The sequence below is a fragment of the Pseudomonas helvetica genome, assembly GCF_039908645.1.
Classification (GTDB): Bacteria; Pseudomonadota; Gammaproteobacteria; order Pseudomonadales; family Pseudomonadaceae; genus Aquipseudomonas; species Aquipseudomonas helvetica.
Genome location: NZ_CP150917.1, coordinates 2,031,345 through 2,052,500 on the forward strand (window position 1 = coordinate 2,031,345; position 21,156 = coordinate 2,052,500).

At 58.7% G+C, this 21,156-nt stretch carries 23 protein-coding genes (1 of these 23 cut by a window edge); 12 read left to right on the forward strand and 11 right to left on the reverse strand.

Annotated features, from left to right (window positions below; genetic code table 11):
- Positions 1-156: 156 nt before the first annotated feature.
- Both AABM55_RS09260 and AABM55_RS09265 read left to right on the forward strand, forming a co-directional pair.
- The gene (locus tag AABM55_RS09260) at positions 157-780 is read left to right on the forward strand and encodes a TetR/AcrR family transcriptional regulator (protein WP_347929375.1); all 624 of its coding nucleotides are present in this window, start codon (positions 157-159) and stop codon (positions 778-780) included.
- A 105-nt stretch (positions 781-885) separates the two neighbouring features.
- Positions 886-1,680, forward strand: coding sequence for an ABC transporter substrate-binding protein (locus AABM55_RS09265; protein ID WP_173860017.1), 795 nt, complete (start codon positions 886-888; stop codon positions 1,678-1,680).
- A gap of 109 nt (positions 1,681-1,789) precedes the next feature.
- On the opposite strand, the gene AABM55_RS09270 is transcribed toward AABM55_RS09265, so the two are convergent.
- Positions 1,790-2,338, reverse strand: a complete 549-nt coding sequence (locus AABM55_RS09270; protein WP_054596398.1) for an RNA polymerase factor sigma-70 — start codon at positions 2,336-2,338, stop codon at positions 1,790-1,792.
- A 287-nt stretch (positions 2,339-2,625) separates the two neighbouring features.
- Between AABM55_RS09270 and AABM55_RS09275 the strand changes: the two genes are divergently transcribed.
- A complete protein-coding gene (locus tag AABM55_RS09275; protein ID WP_347929376.1) occupies positions 2,626-3,438 on the forward strand; it encodes an alpha/beta fold hydrolase in 813 nt (270 codons plus the stop codon).
- Positions 3,439-3,513: 75 nt separating this feature from the next.
- Here AABM55_RS09275 and dsbG read toward each other — a convergent pair whose 3' ends face one another.
- From dsbG to AABM55_RS09295, 4 genes are all read right to left on the reverse strand, one after another.
- Positions 3,514-4,281 (reverse strand): thiol:disulfide interchange protein DsbG, encoded by a 768-nt coding sequence (gene dsbG, locus AABM55_RS09280; RefSeq protein ID WP_103319828.1) that lies wholly within the window; start codon positions 4,279-4,281, stop codon positions 3,514-3,516.
- Positions 4,257-5,123, reverse strand: coding sequence for a TlpA disulfide reductase family protein (locus AABM55_RS09285; protein ID WP_054596401.1), 867 nt, complete (start codon positions 5,121-5,123; stop codon positions 4,257-4,259). Before AABM55_RS09285 ends, dsbG begins: the two co-directional genes overlap by 25 nt.
- The gene (gene dsbD, locus AABM55_RS09290; protein ID WP_347929377.1) at positions 5,123-6,859 is read right to left on the reverse strand and encodes a protein-disulfide reductase DsbD; all 1,737 of its coding nucleotides are present in this window, start codon (positions 6,857-6,859) and stop codon (positions 5,123-5,125) included. Before dsbD ends, AABM55_RS09285 begins: the two co-directional genes overlap by 1 nt.
- 217 nt (positions 6,860-7,076) lie before the next feature.
- Positions 7,077-7,757: a hypothetical protein gene (locus AABM55_RS09295; RefSeq protein ID WP_347929378.1), complete on the reverse strand. Its 681-nt coding sequence runs from the start codon at positions 7,755-7,757 to the stop codon at positions 7,077-7,079.
- 305 nt (positions 7,758-8,062) lie between these two features.
- Between AABM55_RS09295 and AABM55_RS09300 the strand changes: the two genes are divergently transcribed.
- The 3 genes from AABM55_RS09300 to AABM55_RS09310 all read left to right on the forward strand — a co-directional run bounded on the left by AABM55_RS09300 (position 8,063) and on the right by AABM55_RS09310 (position 10,753).
- Positions 8,063-8,743 (forward strand): response regulator, encoded by a 681-nt coding sequence (locus AABM55_RS09300; protein WP_054596403.1) that lies wholly within the window; start codon positions 8,063-8,065, stop codon positions 8,741-8,743.
- Positions 8,740-10,062 carry an ATP-binding protein gene (locus AABM55_RS09305; protein ID WP_177474940.1) on the forward strand — a complete coding sequence of 441 codons (1,323 nt, stop codon included), beginning with the start codon at positions 8,740-8,742 and terminating at the stop codon, positions 10,060-10,062. Before AABM55_RS09300 ends, AABM55_RS09305 begins: the two co-directional genes overlap by 4 nt.
- Positions 10,063-10,267: 205 nt before the next feature.
- Positions 10,268-10,753, forward strand: coding sequence for a GNAT family N-acetyltransferase (locus tag AABM55_RS09310; protein ID WP_347929379.1), 486 nt, complete (start codon positions 10,268-10,270; stop codon positions 10,751-10,753).
- Positions 10,754-10,849: 96 nt separating this feature from the next.
- Here AABM55_RS09310 and AABM55_RS09315 read toward each other — a convergent pair whose 3' ends face one another.
- Both AABM55_RS09315 and AABM55_RS09320 read right to left on the reverse strand, forming a co-directional pair.
- Positions 10,850-11,677: a class I SAM-dependent methyltransferase gene (locus tag AABM55_RS09315; protein ID WP_347929380.1), complete on the reverse strand. Its 828-nt coding sequence runs from the start codon at positions 11,675-11,677 to the stop codon at positions 10,850-10,852.
- Positions 11,678-11,839: 162 nt separating this feature from the next.
- Positions 11,840-12,298 carry a VOC family protein gene (locus tag AABM55_RS09320; protein WP_054596407.1) on the reverse strand — a complete coding sequence of 153 codons (459 nt, stop codon included), beginning with the start codon at positions 12,296-12,298 and terminating at the stop codon, positions 11,840-11,842.
- Positions 12,299-12,584: 286 nt separating this feature from the next.
- On the opposite strand from AABM55_RS09320, the gene AABM55_RS09325 reads away from it, so the two are divergent.
- From AABM55_RS09325 to AABM55_RS09340, 4 genes are all read left to right on the forward strand, one after another.
- Positions 12,585-12,854, forward strand: coding sequence for a hypothetical protein (locus tag AABM55_RS09325; protein ID WP_347929381.1), 270 nt, complete (start codon positions 12,585-12,587; stop codon positions 12,852-12,854).
- A gap of 97 nt (positions 12,855-12,951) precedes the next feature.
- Positions 12,952-13,566, forward strand: coding sequence for a LysE family translocator (locus tag AABM55_RS09330; protein WP_054596409.1), 615 nt, complete (start codon positions 12,952-12,954; stop codon positions 13,564-13,566).
- Positions 13,567-13,761: 195 nt separating this feature from the next.
- Positions 13,762-14,931 (forward strand): aminotransferase class V-fold PLP-dependent enzyme, encoded by a 1,170-nt coding sequence (locus tag AABM55_RS09335; RefSeq protein WP_347929382.1) that lies wholly within the window; start codon positions 13,762-13,764, stop codon positions 14,929-14,931.
- Between the two features lie 58 nt (positions 14,932-14,989).
- A complete protein-coding gene (locus AABM55_RS09340) occupies positions 14,990-16,798 on the forward strand; it encodes an aminopeptidase P family protein (protein ID WP_347929383.1) in 1,809 nt (602 codons plus the stop codon).
- Between the two features lie 15 nt (positions 16,799-16,813).
- On the opposite strand, the gene AABM55_RS09345 is transcribed toward AABM55_RS09340, so the two are convergent.
- Positions 16,814-17,728 carry a LysR family transcriptional regulator gene (locus AABM55_RS09345; RefSeq protein ID WP_347929384.1) on the reverse strand — a complete coding sequence of 305 codons (915 nt, stop codon included), beginning with the start codon at positions 17,726-17,728 and terminating at the stop codon, positions 16,814-16,816.
- A gap of 114 nt (positions 17,729-17,842) precedes the next feature.
- Here AABM55_RS09345 and AABM55_RS09350 point away from each other — a divergent pair, with 114 nt between their 5' ends.
- Positions 17,843-18,841 (forward strand): zinc-dependent alcohol dehydrogenase family protein, encoded by a 999-nt coding sequence (locus AABM55_RS09350; protein WP_347929385.1) that lies wholly within the window; start codon positions 17,843-17,845, stop codon positions 18,839-18,841.
- Here the strand turns inward: AABM55_RS09350 and AABM55_RS09355 are convergent.
- Both AABM55_RS09355 and AABM55_RS09360 read right to left on the reverse strand, forming a co-directional pair.
- Entirely contained in the window at positions 18,838-19,428 is a 591-nt protein-coding gene (locus tag AABM55_RS09355) for a 2-hydroxychromene-2-carboxylate isomerase (protein ID WP_054596414.1), read from the reverse strand. The genes AABM55_RS09350 and AABM55_RS09355 overlap by 4 nt on opposite strands.
- Before the next feature lie 36 nt (positions 19,429-19,464).
- Entirely contained in the window at positions 19,465-20,205 is a 741-nt protein-coding gene (locus AABM55_RS09360) for an SDR family oxidoreductase (RefSeq protein ID WP_054596415.1), read from the reverse strand.
- A 91-nt stretch (positions 20,206-20,296) separates the two neighbouring features.
- Between AABM55_RS09360 and AABM55_RS09365 the strand changes: the two genes are divergently transcribed.
- Positions 20,297-20,866, forward strand: a complete 570-nt coding sequence (locus AABM55_RS09365; protein WP_347929386.1) for a TetR/AcrR family transcriptional regulator — start codon at positions 20,297-20,299, stop codon at positions 20,864-20,866.
- A gap of 12 nt (positions 20,867-20,878) precedes the next feature.
- Here AABM55_RS09365 and AABM55_RS09370 read toward each other — a convergent pair whose 3' ends face one another.
- Positions 20,879-21,156, reverse strand: the 3' portion of a protein-coding gene (locus tag AABM55_RS09370; protein WP_347929387.1) for a hypothetical protein. It continues 4 nt past the right edge of the window; the window shows 278 of its 282 coding nt (coding positions 5-282); the start codon falls outside the window, past its right edge; its stop codon occupies positions 20,879-20,881.

Here is a 21,156-nt window from a genome sequence, read left to right on the forward strand (position 1 = left end):
CGAGACTACCAAGCAAGCGCTTGGTTTGTAAATGCTGGTTACATCTTCTTCCCAAGCGCTTGCTTGGTCGTCCCGGTCAGCTTAAATTGCCCGCGCAAACCCATTGCATTCGTGGTGTGATCGCACAATTGATTGAGCGACTGTAGGAGAGAACGGGTGGACGAGCAAAAAGCCCTGCTGGTAATGCGCGAGTTGGTCGACAACGGGCAACTGACCGATCCCGACAGCGCTCGCGGCAAACTGCTGCAAATGGCCGCTCACCTGTTTCGCAACAAGGGCTACGAGCGCACTACGGTGCGTGACCTGGCCAGTGCGGTCGGGATTCAGTCGGGAAGCATTTTTCATCACTTCAAAAGCAAGGATGAAATCCTGCGGGCGGTGATGGAAGAAACCATTCGCTACAACACCGCATTGATGCGCGCCTCCCTGGCGCAAGCGACCAATGTGCGCGAGCGGGTGCTGGCACTGATCCGCTGTGAGTTGCAGTCGATCATGGGCGGCAGCGGCGAAGCAATGACGGTGCTGGTCTACGAATGGCGTTCGCTTTCGCAAGAAGGTCAGGCCCAGGTGCTAGCGCTGCGCGATATCTATGAGCAGATCTGGTTGCAGGTACTGGGTGAGGCGAAAGACGCCGGTTTCATTCGCGGCGACGTATTTATTACCCGACGTTTTCTAACCGGCGCGCTGTCCTGGACCACCACCTGGTTTCGGCCGGATGGCAGCATGAGCCTCGATCAATTGGCCGACGAAGCCTTGATTCTGGTGTTGGAAGAAAAGTGACCGTTTCGCAAAAACTTATTAAATAGCCATCACCAAGTTGTCGAAGCGGATAAAACCGCCTAGCTTGGTTGTAGTCGATATATTTTTAGAGGTGGGCTCGTTTTGATGTCTTCGCCAGTTCGGAAGGCTTTACGGATTTCGCTGATGGCGCTGGGTGCGCTATCCGTACTCCCGGTTTCGGCCGCACAAGTAGTGCAGGTGGGCGCTGCGCACTTTCCGCCGTACACCGTTCGACCGGAGAATGGCGACGATACCGGGTTGCTACCGCAGTTGGTCGAGGCGCTGAACCACTCGCAAACCGACTATGAGTTCAAACTCGTGCCGACTTCCTTGCAGCGTCGATTCGGTGATTTCCAGGATGGCCGGACTGACATGGCAATCTTCGAAAATCCGGAGTGGGGTTGGAAGGATATCCCGCACAGCACCGTCGACATGGGGCTGGAAGATGCTGAAATCTTTGTCGCACAGAGCAAGCCGGATCGTCAGCAGGGTTACTTCACCGATTTGAAAGGCAAGCGTCTGGCGCTGTACAGCGGTTATCACTATGAATTTGCCAATTTCAATAACGATCCGCAATTTCTCAAGGACAGTTACAACGCGACGCTCACGACTTCTCACGACAGCAATATTTTAATGGTTCTGCGCAATCGCGCCGACATTGCACTGGTCACACGTTCGTACCTCTACGATTACCTGCTGCGCAATGAAAAGGTCAGGCCGCAGTTGTTGGTATCCCAGCGCATCGATCAGGTTTATCACCATTACGCGTTGTTACGTCCGCAAGCGCCGATCAGCGCGGAAACCTTCGGCAAGTTGCTGCAGGGGTTGCGGGATAACGGGCAGATGCTGAAGATTTTCGATCCGTACAAGATTGCCATCGTGCCGGTGCCTAAAAGCTGAAGTCAGGCCAACCCTTTGACCTGAAACCTGCGCTTGCTCGGTAAGGCTCAAGGCGGTATCTCCAGAACGGTCCAAAAAAACTGAACCACAACACACAGGCTGCGATCTTTTAGCGGCGGGCGAACGTATCGCTGCGCTTGCCCGAAACCTTGCGGCAATGCACCAGGGCATCACGAATCATGAAGTTCACCAGGGTCGGCGACACGCCGAGTTCCTTGGCGATGTCCTTTTGCGGCACGCCGTGCAGGCGATACATCTCGAAGGCGTAGCGGGTGCGACTCGGTAATTGGCCGAGGGCATCGGCAATGTTTTCCAGAATCGAGAAGTTGATGTGCGAGGTTTCTGGCGAGGCATCGTGAATGACCACGTTCAAGCCTTCTTCTTCGGTGCCCGAATACTTTTGTTCCAGCGCCTGTCTGCGGTAGTGGTCAATCGCCAGGTTACGTACGATCTGAAACAGGTAGCTGAGCTGAGCCTTGAACGAGGAGGTGATTTGCGGTGCTGATTGCAGCCTGAAAAACGCATCCTGAACGACATCTTCAGCGCGGGATCGGCAGCCGGTAATGCGGGCTGCGATTTTGACCAGAATCAGTCGATTATTAACGAACGCCTGGAGTAAGGGTGAGTCGCACCTGCTTGTGGTTACTGGTTCCGTCATGGAAATCACCTTGCTGCAAAAAGTAAATAGGACGACCAAGGGGGGCGGAGCCGTCCTACGCATCGAGTGACAAGCTAGTGTTAATGATAATGATTGTCAATTGATAGCGATTGTTATGTTGAGGCCCCTTTGTCCAACACCTCACGCAGACAGTCCTTGAACCACGCTTGCTACTGACCAGCGCAGACGTGTTACGACCTCAATTGAAGTTCGGATTGACTGTCCCCCGTCGCCGGGACAGGCTGCCGGAGTTTTTTGGTTGACCCGATTCAGAAAGGAGACAGTTGATGCCCTTCGCTACGATTGATGGACAATCGCTTCACTACGTCGACCAAGGCACTGGTCCGGTGGTGCTGTTGGCGGGTAGTTACTTGTGGGACCAGACCATGTGGGCGCCGCAGATTGTGGCGTTGTCGCAACACTATCGGGTGATTGCCGTGGACCTGTGGGGGCACGGGGAGTCCGGGCCGTTACCTGAGGGCATGACTTCGCTGGATGATCAGGCGCGGCAGGTACTGGCGTTGCTTGATCATCTGGATATTGACCGCGTCGCCCTGGTCGGGCTTTCGGTCGGCGGCATGTGGGGCGTGCGTCTGGCGCTGTCGGCCCCACAGCGCCTCAACGGCCTGGTGTTGATGGACACCTATGTCGGTGTCGAGCCCGAGCCGACTCGCCAGTACTATTTCTCGCTGTTCAAGCAGATCGAAGACAGCGGTGTTATCTCGCCGCAGTTACTCGATATCGTGGTGCCGATTTTCTTCCGTCCAGGCATCGACCCTCAGTCGGCGCTTTATCAGGATTTCCGCGCCAGGCTGGCCGCGCTGCCGCCTGAGCGTTTGCGTGAAAGCATTGTGCCGATGGGGCGCATTACGTTTGGTCGTGATGATCTGCTGCCGCGTCTGGGCGAGCTGAATCCTGAAACCACGCTGCTGATGTGCGGTGATCAGGACAAACCGCGACCACCGTCGGAAACCAGGGAAATGGCCGAGTTGATCGGTTGCCCGTATCTGTTGGTGCCGGAGGCAGGGCACATTTCGAACCTGGAGAATCCTGAGTTCGTCACCAAGGCGCTGCTGAAGTTTCTGGCGGAGAGAACTTAGTCGATCATTCGGACGCCATCGCGAGCAGGCTCGCGATGACGTCGTTGCATCCAGTAGAAACCTGACGGTAAAAAACTACTTCGGCCCGAGAATCTTCACCAGTTTTTCCGGCGACGGCGCGCCTTGCTGTTGTTGCAACTCACCCTTGTCGTCCATGTAGAAGATGGCCGGAGTGGCGGACAATTCGAGCTCTTCCATCAGCTTCATATTGGCGTCGAGTTTGGCCTGGATCGCGGCGGGAATGCTTGTCAGCGCTTTCAACGAGCTTTGCTTGCCCGCCTTCTCGTGTTCCTCCAGGGCCTTGCCCGGGTCTTTGCTGGCCAACAGGGCGGCGGATTTACCCGGGCTGTCCTCTCGGATGATCCCGACCATGATGTGCCGCAGCTGCACTTTGCCGGCCTTCACCCACGGCCGGGCCTGCTCCCAGAACATATTGCAGTAAGGGCAGTTCGGGTCGCTGAACAGGTAGACGGTGCGCGGTGCATCCTTGCTGCCGTCGGCGATCCAGTTGCTGGCTTCCATCTTCGCCCAGACTTCCTTGGCCATTGGCGCGTAGACCAGTTTTTGCAGCGGCTCGGCACTCAGGTCCTTGCCATCGGCGTCGTACAGGTTGCCGAGCAGCACGTGCTTGCCGTCGGGCGTCAGGTACAAGGCCATGCCGCGGTTCTGGTACTGCGCGGCATAACCACGCAAGCCATCAGGCGCATCGAAACTGCCGATGATTTTCGCACCTTTTTCTTCGATCTTGCGGATCGCCGCAGGCAGCTCTTCGGCCTGCAGCATCGGGATTTGCAGCAGCGCTGCGCCCAGGGACAGCGTCAGCAGGTGGCGGAGGCGGGGCATGGCAGTTTCCTTGAAGGTGTGGCCTGTATGGCAGAAGTTGGGGAGTCGAAGTTTTCCAGGGCACGGGCCAGGCTGGCTTCCGATAATTCACCTAGGTGGCTACCGAGCATTCGGCCTTCGGCGCTGTAGAACAGCGTAGTCGGTAGCGCCATGGAGCCAACGGCCTGACTCAGTCGGCCGCCGCCATCGAACAGCACATTGGAAAGGCTCAGGCCTTGGGTTGCGAGGAAGGTGCTGACGCTTTGCATGCTTTCGGCCTGATTGACGAACAGAAAGGTCAGGTCGGGCCGATGTTGCTGGGCGTTCTCCAGCACCGGCATTTCACGCCGGCAGGGCGGGCACCAGGTGGCCCACAGGTTGATCACCAAGGGGCCGCCCTGATAATCGGCCAGTTGCACGGTTTCGCCGGCGGCGTTGCGCAAGACGATGTCCGGCAGGCGCGTGCCTTGTTCGTAGAGGTTCAGGGACAAACTTGCCAGCAACCAGAACAACAGGCCGCTGCCAACGCCCGCGCCCAACGGTTTGCGCAGCGCCGGTCGGCGCCAGCCCCGCAACAGTGTTGCCAGCAGCAGGGCAATCACCCCGGGCCAGGCGAGGAAACCGCCATCGCGCAGGTCGATGATCTGCCACGGGTCATCACGGTAGTGGGCCCAGTAGGTGAGCACGAATCCCACTCTGGCCGCGAGCAGGCCCAGCAGGAACAGGCTGAACAGCACCGACTCGGGGTTCTCGCCACCGCGCTTGGCCACCCGCCAGCCGACCAGGGTGGCCAGTGCCAGGGCACTGATCAGCAGCAGGTGGTTGAGCGCAATGGCAAAGGTGCCGAGGGTAAAGGTCAGCATTAACGAGCGTCCCGAGTCATGTTCCAGCGTTGGAGGAAACCGGCGGCATCCACCTCTCCGGTGATGCGCTGGCTACGGCGCTCGATGCCGTCGGTGCCGATCCACAACAGGCTTGGCGGCCCCGGCACTTTGTAATGGCCGAGCAGTTCACGGCTGGCAGCATTGTCGGCGGTCACGTCCAGGCGCAGCAAGCGGACATCTTTCAGCGCATCCATTACCTGGGGTTTGCCGAACACCTGTTTCTCCATGATCTTGCACGACACACACCAGTCAGCGTAGTAGTCCAGCAGCACCCACTGGCCCTGGGCGCGGGCAGTGTCGAGTTCGTGTTGCAGCGCAGCGGGATCCTTGACGGTGATGAAGGCGTCGTCAGCCGTGGGGCCGGCGACGCGGGTCGATGCCTGTGCACTGTAAACCTGCAATGGATTGAACAGGTCATCGCTGCCACCCGCAGCACCGATCAACAGCAGGCTGCCCCACAATCCGGAAAGCAGCGCCATGCCACCGAACACATGGGCGGCGCGGCCGAATCCACCGGTCTGGCGCCAGGCGCTGTAGGCGATGATCAACAGCAGCGCACCCCATAGACCAATCCATAGCGACTCATCAAGCACTGGCCGCACCATCACCAGCGCGGTACCGAGGAACAGGAAACCGAAGATGCCTTTGAGCAGGTTCATCCAGGTGCCGGGTTTGGGCAGGAAGCGGTTGCCGACGGTCACCAGCAACAGCAGCGGCAAGCCGATGCCGATGCCCATGGCGAACAGGATCAGCCCTCCGTGCAGCGCGTTACCGCTCTGGGCGATGTACAGCAAGGCTCCAGCCAGCGGCGCGGTCATGCACGGGCCGACCAGCAATCCGGACAAGGCGCCGAGCACCCCGGCACCGATCAGGCTGCCGCCGCCTTGCTTGCGACTGGCGTTTTCCAGACGGTCACGCAGCGCGACTGGCAGTTGCAGTTCGAAGAAGCCGAACATCGGCAACGACAACAACACAAACACCACGGCGAAACTGCCGAGCAACCAGACGTTCTGCAACAAGGCCTGCAAGTTCGCACCGAGCAACGCGGCTACTACGCCCAGCGCCGCGTACACCAGCGCCATGCAGACCACATAACTGCCGGCCAAAGCGAAACCACGCTTGGGGCTGGCGCCGCTGCCGACGATCAAACCGGCGAGAATCGGCAGCATCGGTAACGAGCAAGGCGCGAAAGCCAGCAACAGTCCCAGACCAAAGAACACCAGCAAACTCCAGCCCAGCGCCCGCTGTTGCAGACCGCTGGCCAAGGCTTCATCTGGTGCTTGCGCGGCATTGACCGCCGCCGTGCTACCACCGAGGTCGATCACCTGAGTTTGTGGCGGATAACATAAACCGGCATCGGCACAGCCCTGAAACCCCACTTTGATCTGGCCACTGGCGCCGGCCGGGACTTTCAACTCCAGGCCCTGGCGATACACCTGCTGATCACCAAAAAACTCGTCACTGTGGGCTTCACCCAACGGCAGCGGCGGTTTATCCGCCTCGGGTAAACCGTCGAACTTCATCCGTTGCTGATACAGGTAGTAGCCGTCGGCAATTTGCCAGAAGAGTTGGGTTTCGCCGGATTCAAGGCGTTCGGAGGTAAAAACAAAGGCTTTGCCGACCGGCAGGAAATCAGCTTTGGTGTCGAACGGGTTCGACGCGGCCTGGGCCAGCCCTGCGATGAAAAGAAAAAACAGTAGAAACAGACGACGCATGGGAAAGCCTTATCGCGGTGCAAGTAGGGTGCACGATGATGGGTGGCGATTAACCGATGATTAACCGGTGCGCTGAAGGTGAGAGGGGGTAGGGCGGGACGGCGCCATATTGTTTGTGGATGAGCGTAGGTGAGGGGAAGAAGGCCAGCATTTTATGTGGCTCTATGGTCATTGATGTCAATGCCCGACATGTTTTATATCGGGCATTTTTTGATGCTTAATTTCGCAGAAGTCCCTTCCAGTTGTAATCGTTTATGGCGTTTGGACCATCTATTACTAGGTCGTCTTGCATGTCGTATTTCAGATAGCGATTCTCAGTGAGGAAGATGTAGTAATAGTTGCGGGAAAGATCATTGTCAAACTGTACGGCGGTCACTATTTCATATTTATAAGGGTCCAGTCCTTGCCAGGTATTATTGTTGATGGGGAGCTTTTCTATAGTATGGGTTTGAATGTTTAGTCGAAGGTAGTGTCCATCATTCATGATAAGCAGAATAGTGCTATGGCTCCACCAGGTCGCGGTAATAATGTTTTGGAAGTGAGGTGCTAGTAGCTTCCATCTGTTGTCTGATGAGATCGGCTTGATCGTTTCGACTTTGTCCTTGTCTTGGTTGTAGCTGCATATTGTGGGGATGTTTCCTTCATAATAAAATAAGTATAAACGATCGTCGTCACCAATTACGGCGCCCTCTGTATAGTGGAATCCAAAGCGCAGTTTTGTTGCATGGCTATGGAAACCCTGCCAATTGGCTTCATTGACCTTCGTGGGGTAACCTGCCGGGACTTCATCATCAGCGTTATTAAAGCGTGAGAACGTGTTAGTGTCTTTGAAGAAAAAATAGCAACGGTCTTTTCCTGATCTCCAGTCGACGGCGACGGTGTTTACGATATTAGGCATGATTTGACCCTGTTTGGTTTTGTAAGGTGTTCGACTATATGCCCGAATGGTGGTTTTTAAACCTGTCAGAGTTGACAGTGTTTTTGAAGAAATAAAGATGCTAAATTTTGGGCCGGTAGGGCGATTATTTGTAGCTGGGCAGTGTGTGAACGCGATTGTTCCGATTGCTGAGAAATTACGTCTGATCTCAAGTCGCGAGCATGTAAGAACGCATGCGGCGGCCCCTTCACTTCGACCGTGCGGCTCGACATAATCGCGGCTTAATCCCAAGCTGTTTGACTCATCCCTTTTCCACAGGTCTCACCATGCACGTACTTGTCTGTGAAGACGATGAGCTGATCGCCAGCGGCATCGTTGCCGGCCTCACGGCCCAGGGCCTGACCGTGGAGCATGTCGCCACGGCTTCGGCTGCCCGGGCGATGCTCAAGGTTGCCAAGTTCGACGTGATGGTGCTCGACCTGGGGCTGCCGGACGAAGACGGTCTGAAGCTGCTGCAGCAGTTGCGTCATCACGGCCTGGAGATTCCGGTGCTGATTCTGACCGCGCGCGATTCGGTGACCGACCGCGTCGATGGCCTGCAAGCGGGCGCCGATGACTATCTGCTCAAGCCCTTTGACCTGCGTGAATTGGCTGCGCGTCTGCACACCTTGCTGCGGCGTGTGGCGGGGCGCAGCGTCAATCTGATCGAGCATGGCGCCCTGACTTACGATCCGAGCAGCCGCGAAACGCTGCTGGCCGGTCAACCGGTAGACCTGTCGCGCCGCGAGCAATCGTTGTTGCAAGCCTTGCTGCACAACCGTGGCCGGGTGCTGTCGACCGAGCAACTCAAGGACAGCGTTTACGGGTTCAACGATGAACTGGAAAGCAACGCCCTCAACGTACATATCCATCACCTGCGACGTAAACTCGGCAACGGCATCGTTGAAACCGTGCGCGGGCTGGGTTATCGCCTTGGGCCGGCGGATGGCGGAGAGCAATCGAAGTGATGAGTTTGCGTTTGCGCCTGAGTCTGACCCTCGGCGCGGCCTTCGCGCTGATCTGGGCCCTGGCTGCGGCCTGGATGCTCAGCGACTTGCGCAATCAGATGATGTTTTCCCTCGACCAGCGGCTGGTGGCCTCGGCGCGTATGGTCGCCGGGTTGCTGGAGCAATTGCCGGCGCTGCCGAGCAAGGGCGATGGCACGCATTTCAGTGCTGAGCAGTTGAATATTCCGGGGGGCATGGCCTGTCAGGTCAGCTCCTTGCGCGGCGAGATTCTGGCCCGCAGTCACAGCACTCCCGAACAAACCCTGGAAGCTGAACAGATGGGCTTCCATGACCAGATGATCGACGGTGCGCGCTGGCGCAGTTTCACCTTGGCTCGCGGTGATGTGCGCATCACCACGGCCGACCGGCAAGTCGAGCGCGAGGCACTGAACATGTCGGTACTGCTGGCCGCGTCGGTGCCGGTGGGCGTCGCGTTGCTCGGTTGCCTGTGGCTGCTCTGGCTCGGGATCGGCCAAGGCCTGGCGCCGCTTAATCGCATGCGCGATGCCTTGATGCGCCGCAGCGCCGACTCCCTTGAGCCATTGCAAATCCATCCGCTGCCGAGCGAACTGCAACCGTTGCTGGAAACCCAGAATCAGCTGTTCCAGCGAATCGGCAAGGCCATCGAGCGCGAGCGACGGCTGACTGGCGATGCCGCTCATGAGCTACGCAGCCCGTTGACGGCGATCAAGACGCACCTGCAAGTGGCGCGCATGACCGAAGGCGCCGCCCGCGATCAGTCCCTGGCCCGCGCCGAGGAAGGCGCCGATCGCTTGCACCGCACGCTTGAGCAATTGCTGTTGCTGGCGCGGGTCGAAGGCAGTCTGTCGTTCGACGATGGCGTGCAGTGCAGCGCCGAAGAGGTGGCCCGTCTGGCGATTCAAGACGCGGCTAGCGGTGATCGTCAGCGGATCAAACTGCACTTGCCAGCGAAGTACTCACAGGCACCGGTGCAGATGCCAGCCGTGCTGTCGATTGCCGCCTTGCGCAATCTGTTGGACAACGCCTTACGCCACACCCCGGCGGATGCGGCGGTGGAACTGAGCCTTGAAACCATGGGTAACCGCGTGCGTTTTCAGGTGCGCGACCATGGCCCCGGCATCGCCGCCGATGACCTGCAACACCTGACCCAGCGTTTCTGGCGCAACGGCGCAAGCACCGGCTGTGGGCTTGGGCTGGCGATTGTCCAGGCGATCGTCCAGCGCTGTGGCTGCGTGTTGCATTTCGACAGCCGTGCCGATGGCTTGCGGGTTGATCTGACGATGCCGTTGCAGCCCTGACTCCGCTATCGCGGGCAAGCCTTGCTCCTACAGGTTATAAGCCGGCTGCACGACTTGTGGACTACATCAATCCGTAGGAGCAAGGCTTGCCCGCGATAGCGATTTTCGCTGCACATCAAATGTAACTTCTCTCCGTTAGTCAGCGGACCCTCGCGGCGCTATCGTCCCTCGCAGCTTTGACTCAATGGAATGAGGTGATAGCGCTATGGATGCCCCACTACACATTTGCAAGGCCGGGCCCGCGGATGCGGGGATTATCAGCCGGATCGTCGAGCGCTCGATCAAGGTCGGGTGCGCTGCAGATCACCGCAATGACCCGAAAGTCGTTGCGGCCTGGACCCACAACAAAACCGTTGAACATGTACAGCCCTGGCTGACCGATCCACGTCTGTACCTGAACCTCGCGCTGTTGGACGACAAGCCGATTGGGGTGGCCATGGCTGCTGTCAGCGGCAAGGTCGGGTTTTGTTACGTCCTGCCGGAATGGTTTCGCCGGGGGGCCGGGCAGGCGTTGATCCAGGGTCTCGAAATCTGGTTGATCGAGCATGGTTTCAGTCAGGCGCGACTCAACAGCACCGGCACCAGCGAAGAGTTTTTTCAGCACCTTGGGTACCGACGCTGCGCAGAAACCTTCAGTGTTGCCGGGCTCAGGGCGGTCCCCATGAGCAAGTTGCTGACAGCACTCCCATAGAAAGCCTCCCGAGGCTGTAACTCCTTGGAGCGCTGATGCGTTTCCAGAGCAGGTAAACCAGTACGTACGCGCCCTGGCCGGAATGCGCACCCGTGCTCAGCCCCGGCGTTTCACCGCCTGTAAGGTATAACTCAGCGGCAGGCGCCACGGGGCTTCTTTCAAACGGTATTCGCCGTGGTCATCGCAGACCATCTGACCGGGCAAGGCGTTCCAGGGAATACTTTGATGCTCCACCAGACCGGTGATGTCCAGCCCGTGGGTCAGCAGTGCGGTGATGATTTCTCCCAGGCCGTGGTTCCATGCATGCGTGACGGAGGCCTTGAGCCGCACATCGGTCTCGACATAGGTGCATTCGTCATCCCAGACCAAAGGCTCTTCGCGCTCGAAATACGGGAACTCGACGGACAAGGCGTCTTCGCGGCCTTCGTTGATCGACCACAACATCGGGTGGCCCTCGCGGATGAACAAGCGTCCACCCGGCTTGAGCAGGTCGCTGACCGTGCGCGCCCACGTGTCGATACTCGGCAGCCAGCACAAGGCGCCGATGCCGGTGTACACCAGATCGAACGAGGCGGGTGGCAACACTGAAGTCGCGTGGTAAACCTCGGATTCGACATACTCGATTAGCGCGCCGCTGCGCTCGGCCAACGCGCGTGCCTGGACGATGGCGGCCGGTGAGAAGTCGAGCCCGCTCATTTGCGCCCCGAGGCGGGCCAGCGAGAGCGTGTCGGTGCCGATGTGGCATTGCAGATGCACGCCGCGAAAGCCCGAGATATCCCCCAATAACGGTACGTCGAAGCGCACGACGTCGGAGAGGTGATAGGCGTCGTCGATGAAAGTCTGAGTCCCATATTCGGTTGAGGCGGCATGCAACGGGGCGCGTTCGTCCCAGTTGTCTTTGTTCAGTTTGATGTAGTCACTCATGCTGAAGACCTGTTCCTTGTCTATCCCTAGGGTGCGTTGGGCAGACTAGCACTCGGGTCTTCAGGTTTTCTTGAGGGTTTTTGTAAGCGCGGACGGCATCGCCCGTGGCTTCACAGAGGAAACTTATGGGCGGGCGACGCCGTGTCCTGCGGGGGGAGGGGGTTACTGCTGTTTGAACATCTCCTTCGCCCGCGCTTCGATTTGCGCCTGAGTCAGGTTTTCCTTGCGCGACGACAGGAACCACACATGGCCGAAGGGATCCTTCAAGGTGCCCGAGCGGTCGCCGTAGAATTGATCTTTCACTTCCGAAACCACCGTGCCACCCGCCTTGATTGCCTGGGCGTAGCTTTTGTCCACATCCTCGACATACAGATGCAAACCCACGGACGGTGATTTGTCTGGGTTGCTCAGCGGACCTTGATCGCACGGTGTACCGAGCATGATGGCGCAGTCGCCAATTCGCAGTTCAGCATGGCCGACGCTGCCGTCGGGCATCGCCAGACGCATGACTTCCGTAGCGCCAAAGGCTTTTTTGTAAAAGTCGATCGCCTCGGCGGCTTTCTGGATTCCCAGGTAGGGCGTGACGCTGTGATAACCCTCGGGAATGGGTTTAACGCTCATGACCGTTCTCCATATTCTTGTGGGTGGATGTTGCAAATCCTTCGCCGATTTCCGGTCGATTCACTATAGGTCAGCGCCAATAAGGCGACCGAGTGGCCGACGGGTTGCAGCATCGCTACTGTTGCGCCATCAACGATGAACCGGCAGTTCGTTTCGAAGGCCCATACAAAACGGCAGCAAGTCTCGAAACGGTCGATAGCGACTATCGAGAGCGATGATTTTTGTCGCTCAAGGGGCGGGAGTAGCCTGTGTTCATTGCTCAAGACCGCCCGCAGGAAGCCTCTCCATGAACCATTTGCTCGTTACCTCATTGTTGTTGGTTGCCTCGGTGCTCGCCGGTTGCGCCAGTCATCCTGCTCCCGAATTGCGCCCGTATACCGCCGAAGAAACCCAGGAACTGGCGATGGAAGCCCTGAATCGTCGCGGTTTGTCGTTTGATGAATACCAGGCCAAAAAAGCCGAACTGCTCGGCCAGCCGCAGAAGACGTTCGGTTACGACCAGCATGGCGAGATGAACGCCGAGCGCGCTGTGGCTGTTCACGGTCACGCCAGCTAAGCGACTGTACCGCTCGAAGTTTCACGTAACTGTCCGTGGGTTTCACACGGGGGCTGCGATAGGGTCAACACCTGACTGACCCTGACGGACTCGCCCCATGACACTCTCGCTGGATTTACTGCTGGGTTTTGCCTTGTTCGCCCTGGTGACCTCGATCACCCCCGGCCCCAACAACACAATGTTGCTGGCCTCGGGCGTCAATTTCGGCTTCAACCGCTCTATCCCTCATATGCTCGGCATCAGCTGCGGCTTCTTCGTCCTTGTGCTCGCCGTTGGTTTTGGCCTGGGCGCGGTGTTTCAAACCTATCCTGTGCTGTACAGCGTGCTGCGCTATGTCGGCGCGGCCTATCTGCTGTACCTGGCGTGGAAAATCGCCCATTCGGGTCCTGTCCCCGAAGCCGAACAAGGTCACGCCAAACCCATCAGCTACTGGGGCGCGGCGGCGTTTCAGTGGGTCAACCCCAAGGCCTGGATCATGGCAATTGGTGCAATCAGCACCTATACACCGCTGCAGGGCTATTTCACCAATGTGATCGTCATCGCGGCGGTATTCGCTATCATCAACCTGCCGAGCGTCAGTGTCTGGGCGGCTTGCGGCAGCCTGTTGCGCAATGTCCTGCGTGATCGGCGCTGGTTGCGGGTGTTCAACTGGGGCATGGCCCTGCTGCTGGTCGCTTCGCTGTATCCGATGCTGCACGAGAGCTTTAGCTGACTTGCGCTTCAACCCGGTGTCCGATGCCTGTTAAGCTCGACTTCAGGAGCGTTCCTACGCACTTTGAAATGAAGTCGTACTTCTTTAACGGCATCCGATCAGGTATTGCTGATTTCCCGCAGTTTTCACACCACCTCCAGTGCGGCGCTTTCAGCGAATACACCTGATCCCGGAACAAGCTCTGCGAGTCTTTTTATGAATAAACGTCCTTTGTATTTTGATTACGCCGCCACCACACCAGTGGATGAGCGGGTCATTCAGGTGATGGTCGACTGCCTGGGGTTCAGCGGTAACTTCGGCAACCCGGCTTCCAGTTCCCACGCCTATGGCCAACAGGCCAGGCGTTCGGTCGAGCAGGCACGCCAGCAAGTCGCCGACCTGGTGGGCGCGCAAGCGCCGCAGATCGTCTGGACTTCCGGCGCCACCGAATCCAACAACCTCGCCCTCAAAGGCGTGGCTCAGGCCCGCGGGCAGTCCGGCGGGCACATCATCACCAGCCAGATCGAGCACAAGGCGATCCTCGATACCGCCAGGCAATTGCAGGATGCCGGGGTTGCCGTGACTTATCTGCTGCCAGATGCCGAAGGCCTGATCACTGCGCAAGCGGTCAGCGAGGCACTGCGCGAAGACACTTTTCTGGTGTCGCTGATGCTGGTCAATAACGAACTCGGTACCGTCAACGACATCCCGGCCATCGGTCAGCGGGTGCGTGAGCACGGCGCGTTGTTTCACGTCGACGCTGCACAGGGCGCGGGCAAGATAGCGATTGATCTGGCCCAATGGCCGGTGGACCTGATGTCGTTTTCCGCCCACAAGATCTATGGTCCCAAGGGGATTGGTGCACTCTACGTCGGCCCGCGTGCCCAGCAGCGCTTGCAGGCGCAGATCCATGGCGGTGGACACGAGGGCGGCTTACGCTCCGGGACCCTGGCCACGCACCAGATCGCAGCCATGGGCGCAGCCTTTGCGCTGGCGGCTGAACACTTTGCTGAAGAGGCGGCGACTATCGCCCGTCTGCGCGAGCGCTTGCTTGGGCAGCTCAGCGGTATTGCCGGTCTACGCTTGAACGGCAGCCCGACCCAACGCATTCCCCATACCCTGAGCCTGACCTTCAATGAAGGCGAGTTCAATTCCCAGGCCTTGAGTGCTTCGATCGCCTTTTCGGCGACGTCGGCCTGCAACTCCGCGAGCAATGCGCCGTCCCATGTGCTGCTGGCCCTGGGGCACGACGTGCGGGCAGCGGGTCGGACCATTCGCTTGAGTCTTGGGCGTTTCACCACCGAGCAGGACATCGATCAGGCCGCACAATTGATTAAAGCAGCAACCGCCAGTGCACCGGCGTTCTGGGCTACCGCCCAATCCTGATGCGCAGACCAAAAGTCAGCGCCCTATAACAAAATTAAAGTGGTTAGCAGGAGACATGATGAGTACGCAGCCTTTGACCCATGGAGCGGTTCCCCAGCGCCTGGCGCATACCCGCGAGCTGATGAGCCGGGAGGGCATCCACGCCCTGCTGGTGCCGTCGGCCGACCCGCATTTGTCGGAATACCTGCCGGGTTATTGGCAAGGGCGGCAATGGTTGTCGGGCTTTCATGGCTCGGTCGGCACGTTGATTGTTACCCAGGACTTCGCGGGCGTTTGGGCCGACAGTCGCTACTGGGAACAGGCGACCAAGGAGCTCAAGGGCAGCGGTATCGAGTTGGTAAAACTGCAGCCTGGTCAACCCGGCCCGCTGGACTGGCTGGCCGAACAAACTCCGGAAGGAGGCGTGGTTGCGGTCGATGGCGCGGTGATGGCCGTGGCGTCGGCACGCTCACTGAGCAGCAAGCTTGAGGAGCGTGGCGCACGGCTGCGCACCGATATCGATCTGTTGAACGAGGTCTGGAGCGACCGTCCGAGCCTGCCGAATCAACCGATCTATCAGCACTTGCCGCCGCAGGCCACCGTCAGCCGTGGCGAGAAACTCGCCAAGCTGCGTGAAAGCCTGAAAGCGCGCGGTGCCGATTGGCACTTTATCGCCACCCTCGACGACATCGCCTGGCTGTTCAACCTGCGCGGCGGTGATGTGTCGTTCAACCCGGTATTCGTGTCCTTCGCCCTGATCGGCCAGCAGCAGGCAACCTTGTTTGTCGCGCTGAGCAAGGTCGATGCGCCATTGCGCGCGATCCTCGAACAGGACGGCGTTACCCTGCGCGACTACAGCGAAGTGGCCTCGGCGCTGGCTGCCGTGCCAAATGGTGCAAGCCTGCAAGTCGATCCAGCACGGGTGACTAGCGGTTTGCTGAATAACCTCGGCAGCGGCGTGAAGCTGATTGAAGGTCTGAACCCGACCACCCTCGCCAAGTCGCAGAAAAGTCTCGCCGATGCCGAACACATCCGTCAGGCCATGGAGCAGGACGGCGCGGCGCTCTGCGAGTTTTTCACCTGGCTCGACAGCGCCCTCGGTCGTGAACGCATCACCGAACTGACCATCGACGAACACCTGACCGCCGCCCGTACCCGTCGTCCGGGGTATGTGTCGCTGAGCTTCAACACCATTGCCGCCTTCAACGCCAACGGTGCGATGCCGCACTACCACGCGACCGAAGAAGAGCACGCGGTGATCGAAGGCGACGGCCTGTTGCTGATCGACTCCGGCGGTCAATACCTGGGCGGTACCACCGACATTACGCGGATGGTGCCGGTGGGCACGCCGACCGCCGAGCAGAAACGCGACTGTACACGCGTACTCAAGGGGGTGATTGCCTTGTCCCGTGCACAGTTCCCGCGCGGCATTCTTTCGCCGTTGCTCGACGCCATCGCGCGTGCGCCGATCTGGGCGGAGAGCGTGGATTATGGTCACGGCACCGGGCATGGCGTCGGCTACTTCCTGAACGTTCATGAAGGCCCGCAAGTGATTGCCTACCAAGCCGCACCGGCGCCGCAAACCGCGATGCAGCCGGGGATGATCACCTCGATCGAACCGGGCACTTATCGTCCAGGTCGCTGGGGCGTGCGGATCGAGAACCTGGTGTTGAACCGCGTGGCAGGCAGCAGCGAGTTTGGCGAGTTCCTCAAGTTCGAAACCCTGACCTTGTGCCCGATCGACACCCGTTGTCTGGAGCCTTCGTTGCTGACTCAGGACGAGCGCGAGTGGCTTAACGCTTACCACGCGCAAGTTCGTGAACGTTTGAGCCCTTTGCTTGACGGTGCTGCGCTGGCGTGGCTGAACACCCGAACCGCCGCAATCTGAGTCGGTGGTGCGCCGTCAGTCTTCGGACGGCGGCGCAAGCTCGGGTGCGTGGGCGAATGCTTCGCTCATATAGTCGACGAACGCCTTGACCCTGGCCGATTGGCGACGATTGGCCGGGAACACCGCATGGATCGGCAACGATTGTGCGCGGTAGTCCTGCAGGATCGCGATCACCCGACCAGCCTTCAAATCCTCGCTGAATAACCACACCGGCGACAGCGCAATGCCTAGCCCGCCCAACACCATCTCGCGTATCGCCTCCGAATTGTTGCTCTGGGCGTTGCCTTTGATCCGCACGTTGTAGCGCTGAGCGTTTTTTTCGTAGATCCACTGATTCTGGCTGCTCAGCAGGTTGAACAGCAGGCAGTTATGCTGGTTCAGTTCTTCCGGTGTGTGTGGTTGGCCACGGCGAGCCAGATAGTTGGGACTGGCGACGGTGACTCGATGGGTGGTGCCGATCTGCCGGGCGATCAAACCGCAGTCGCTCAACTCGCCAATGCGTAATGTGACGTCCAGGCCTTCGCTGACCAGGTCCTGATTCTGATCGCTGAGCTGTAAATCGATTTCAACGTGTGGATAGCGCTCAAGGAAATCCGGCAGTCGCGCAGCAATCTGCAATCGCCCGAAACTGACGGAGGAGCCCACTCGCAAAGGTCCGGCGACCGCTTCCCGTCCGGACTGAAAGCTGTGTTCGGCCGAGTCGACCGCCGCAAGAATCTGTCGGCATTCGTTGTAGTAACGCTGGCCTTCGTCGGTCAGCGAAAGCTGGCGAGTACTACGGGCAATCAGCTTGCCTCCAAGCTCTGTTTCCAGAGCCCGGAGGATTTTGCTGATGGTCGGTTGGCTGGTCTGCAGTTCCCGAGCGACAGCAGAGAAACTGCCACGCTCGACTACTCTTACGAAAACCGCCATTGCATTGAGTTTGTCCAAGGGCTTTCTCATTGATTCCAAATAGGCATGGTCACTATAGCTATATAGCGTCTTATCGGCATGAGTGGGCGGGCGGATGATCAACGCAACTCTCCACTGACATGAGATTGCGAAATGACTGACTCACTTGAAATGCTCGCCCTGATCGTCGACTCGGCCAATGCACCGTTTCGTTTGGCCTCCATCCCTAAGCCCGTGCCTGAAGCGGGGCAGGTGTTGGTCAGAATCATCGCCAGTGGGGTGAATCCATTGGATGGGAAAATCCGCGCCGGGGAGGCAGCTCATGCCCGTCAGCCATTGCCGGCGGTGCTGGGTATGGATCTGGCAGGGATTGTCGAAGCGCTCGGTGCCGGGGTCAGCGATTGGCAGGTCGGCGATCAGGTGTATGGCATGGCGACCGGGATTGGCGGTCAGCAAGGCTCACTGGCGCAATTCGCCGCTGTTGATGCGCGGTTGCTGGCGCGCAAACCGAGCAATCTGAGCATGACTGAGGCGGCAGCGCTGCCGCTGGTGTTGATCACCGCGTGGGAAGGCTTGCTGGATCGCGCTCGGGTTCAGACTGATCACAAGGTATTGATTCACGGTGGCGCTGGTGGCGTCGGGCATGTGGCGGTGCAGTTGGCCCGGGCATTCGGTGCCGAGGTATTTGCCACGGGGTCGGCGAGGCAGCAGGCGATTATCGAAAGCCTCGGTGCAACCTTTATCGACTACCGCCAGCAGTCGGTTGAACAGTATGTACAGCAGCATACGGCGGGGGAGGGTTTCGATATCGTTTATGACACAGTCGGAGGCGAGACGCTGGATGCGTCGTTCAAGGCTGTGCGCACTTATCAGGGGCACGTGTTGAGCTGTCTCGGCTGGGGGCAACACAGTCTGGCGCCATTGTCGTTCCGGGCGGCGAGTTACTCGGGAATCTTCACGTTGCTGCCTTTGCTGACCGGCAACGGTCGCGAGCGGCACGGGCAGATACTTGGCGAGGCCGCGAAGTTGATTGAAGCAGGCTTGTTGAAGCCTTTGCTCGATCCCCGGCGGTTCACGCTGCAAACCGCCGAGGCAGCCTATGACCTGCAAGCCTCGGGTGAGGCGCAGGGCCGACTGGTTATCGAGATCTAGCCCAAGGCTTCGCGGACAAAGTCCAGGCGATCCTGACCGAAGAACAATTCGTTGTCGACAAACATGCTCGGCGCACCGAACACGCCGCGCTGGATCGCCTGCTCGGTTTTGTCCTTGAGTGCTGCTTTGACTTCCTCATCGGCGGTCAAGGTCAGCGTTTCATCAGGGTCGAAGCCATGTTCGGTCAACACAGCGGCGACGGTCGCCGGGTCGTTGAGGTTGCGACCATCCACCCAGAACGCACGGAACAGGCAATCGATAAAATCGAGGAAACGTTCGGGGTGTCGTAGCTGGATGCCGGTGACGGCGCGCATCAATAAAAGGGTATTGATGGGAAAGTATGGATTGAGCTGGAATGGCACGTCGTAGCGCTTGGCGTAACGATTCAGGTCCAGGAACATGTAATGCCCCTTGGCCGGAATCGTTGCCGGCGAGGCATTGCCGGTGGCCTTGAATACGCCACCTAGCAGCATCGGTTGATAGATCAGCTGGCTACCGGTTTGCTCACAAATTTTCGGTAGTTGGGTATAGGCCAGGTAAGTGGCAGGGCTGCCGAGGTCGAAGAAGAACTCTACGCGTTTGCTCATGTTCGATGCACTCTGATTGTTATTAGAGAGGATGGCTTACCAGCGTTCGCTCCAGGGCCGCAGATCCAGTTCGAAGGTCCACGCATCGCGAGGCTGGCTGTGCAGGTACCAGTAGTTCTCGGCGATGTGTTCGGGGTTGAGAATCCCGTCCTGATCCTTGAGGGCGTACTTTTCCGGGAAGCTGTCACGAATGAAGTCGGTATCGATCGCGCCATCGACCACGACATGGGCGACATGAATGTTCATCGGGCCCAGTTCCCGCGCCATGCTTTGGGCCAGGGCGCGGATGCCATGCTTGGCGCCGGCGAACGCCGCGAAGCCAGCAGCACCGCGCATGCCGGCGGTGGCCCCGGTGAATAGAATAGTGCCGCGTTGTCGGGTGGCCATACGCTTGGCCACTTCACGGCCGTTCAAGAATCCAGAGAAACAGGCCATTTCCCAGATCTTGAAATACTTGCGGGCGGTTTCTTCAAGAATGCTGCACGGCACATTGGCGCCGATGTTGAAGACGAACGCCTCGATCGGGCCGATCTGGCTTTCGATTTGTTCAACCAGCGCGACGACATCCTCTTCCTTGCGCGCATCACACGCAAAACCGTGGACTTCACCGCCACTGGCCTGAATGGCATCGACCAATGGCTGCAACTTGTCTGCGCTGCGACGAGTGACGCAGGCAACAAACCCTTCCTGTGCGAAACGCTTGGCAATAGCTCCGCCGGTGGCATCGCCAGCACCGACAACCAGTACGACTTTCTTGTTATTGCTAGCTGTGGTCATAGTCATCTCTCTTTGGTAAACGGTCGTTAGCCAAACGAACGTTATGCTACGATCTTGAAGACGTCAAGGCGATGGATTCTCGGGAGAAGCGATGCGTTACTCAGCCAGTCACAAGTTGGAAACCAGGCAGAAGCTGCTTGAAAGCAGCTCGGTGTCAGCCAAGAAAGAAGGTTTTTGCACGGTGGGGGTCGATGGCTTGATGAAGGCCATCGGGCTCAGTGGTGGTGCGTTTTACAGCCACTTTTCCTCGAAAGACGAACTCTTCAGCTCGATCGTCGAGCGTGAGCTGTGTCAGAGTCTTGAGCGATTGAGTGCTAATGGCGAGTTGAGTCGAACCAGGCTGGAGCGCTGTCTCAAGCATTACCTGAGCATGGCGCACGTCGAGCATCCCGAGTCCGGGTGCGCACTGCCGACATTGGGCGCCGAGATCGCTCGCTCGGACATCGCGGTACGCCAGCAAGCCGAGCAGTGGATCTGTCGGCTGCAGGAAAGTTGGGCTCAGATCCTGGAGAGTGACAGCCTGGCCTGGGCTATTCTGTCGCAGTGCGTTGGCGCGCTGGTGGTTGCGCGAATGCTGGTGAATCCGGAGGTCCAGCGCACCGTACTGCATTCCAGCTACGAAGAAATCGGACGCCAGATAGCCGGTCAACGCGCTGAATAGGAGCGCACCTGGTTACTTGCAGATGACGATCATGCTGCGGCTGGTATAGCCGGCAGGGTTGAGTCCAAACGGATAGTCACCCGGGTCTTCCACGGCGTCTCCGGATTTGGCGATCACCTTGTAGCCATTCGGCCCGCATGAGTTGGCCGCACTGGTGTAGCACTTGTCCCAGGAAGAAGAGAGTCCTGAGCAGTTAATGTGCAGGCCTTTTTTTCCGCGTTTGACCTCAGTCCTGGAGGTCGCAGCGCAACCCGTAATGGCCAGTACAACAAGCAATACCAAAAATCGTT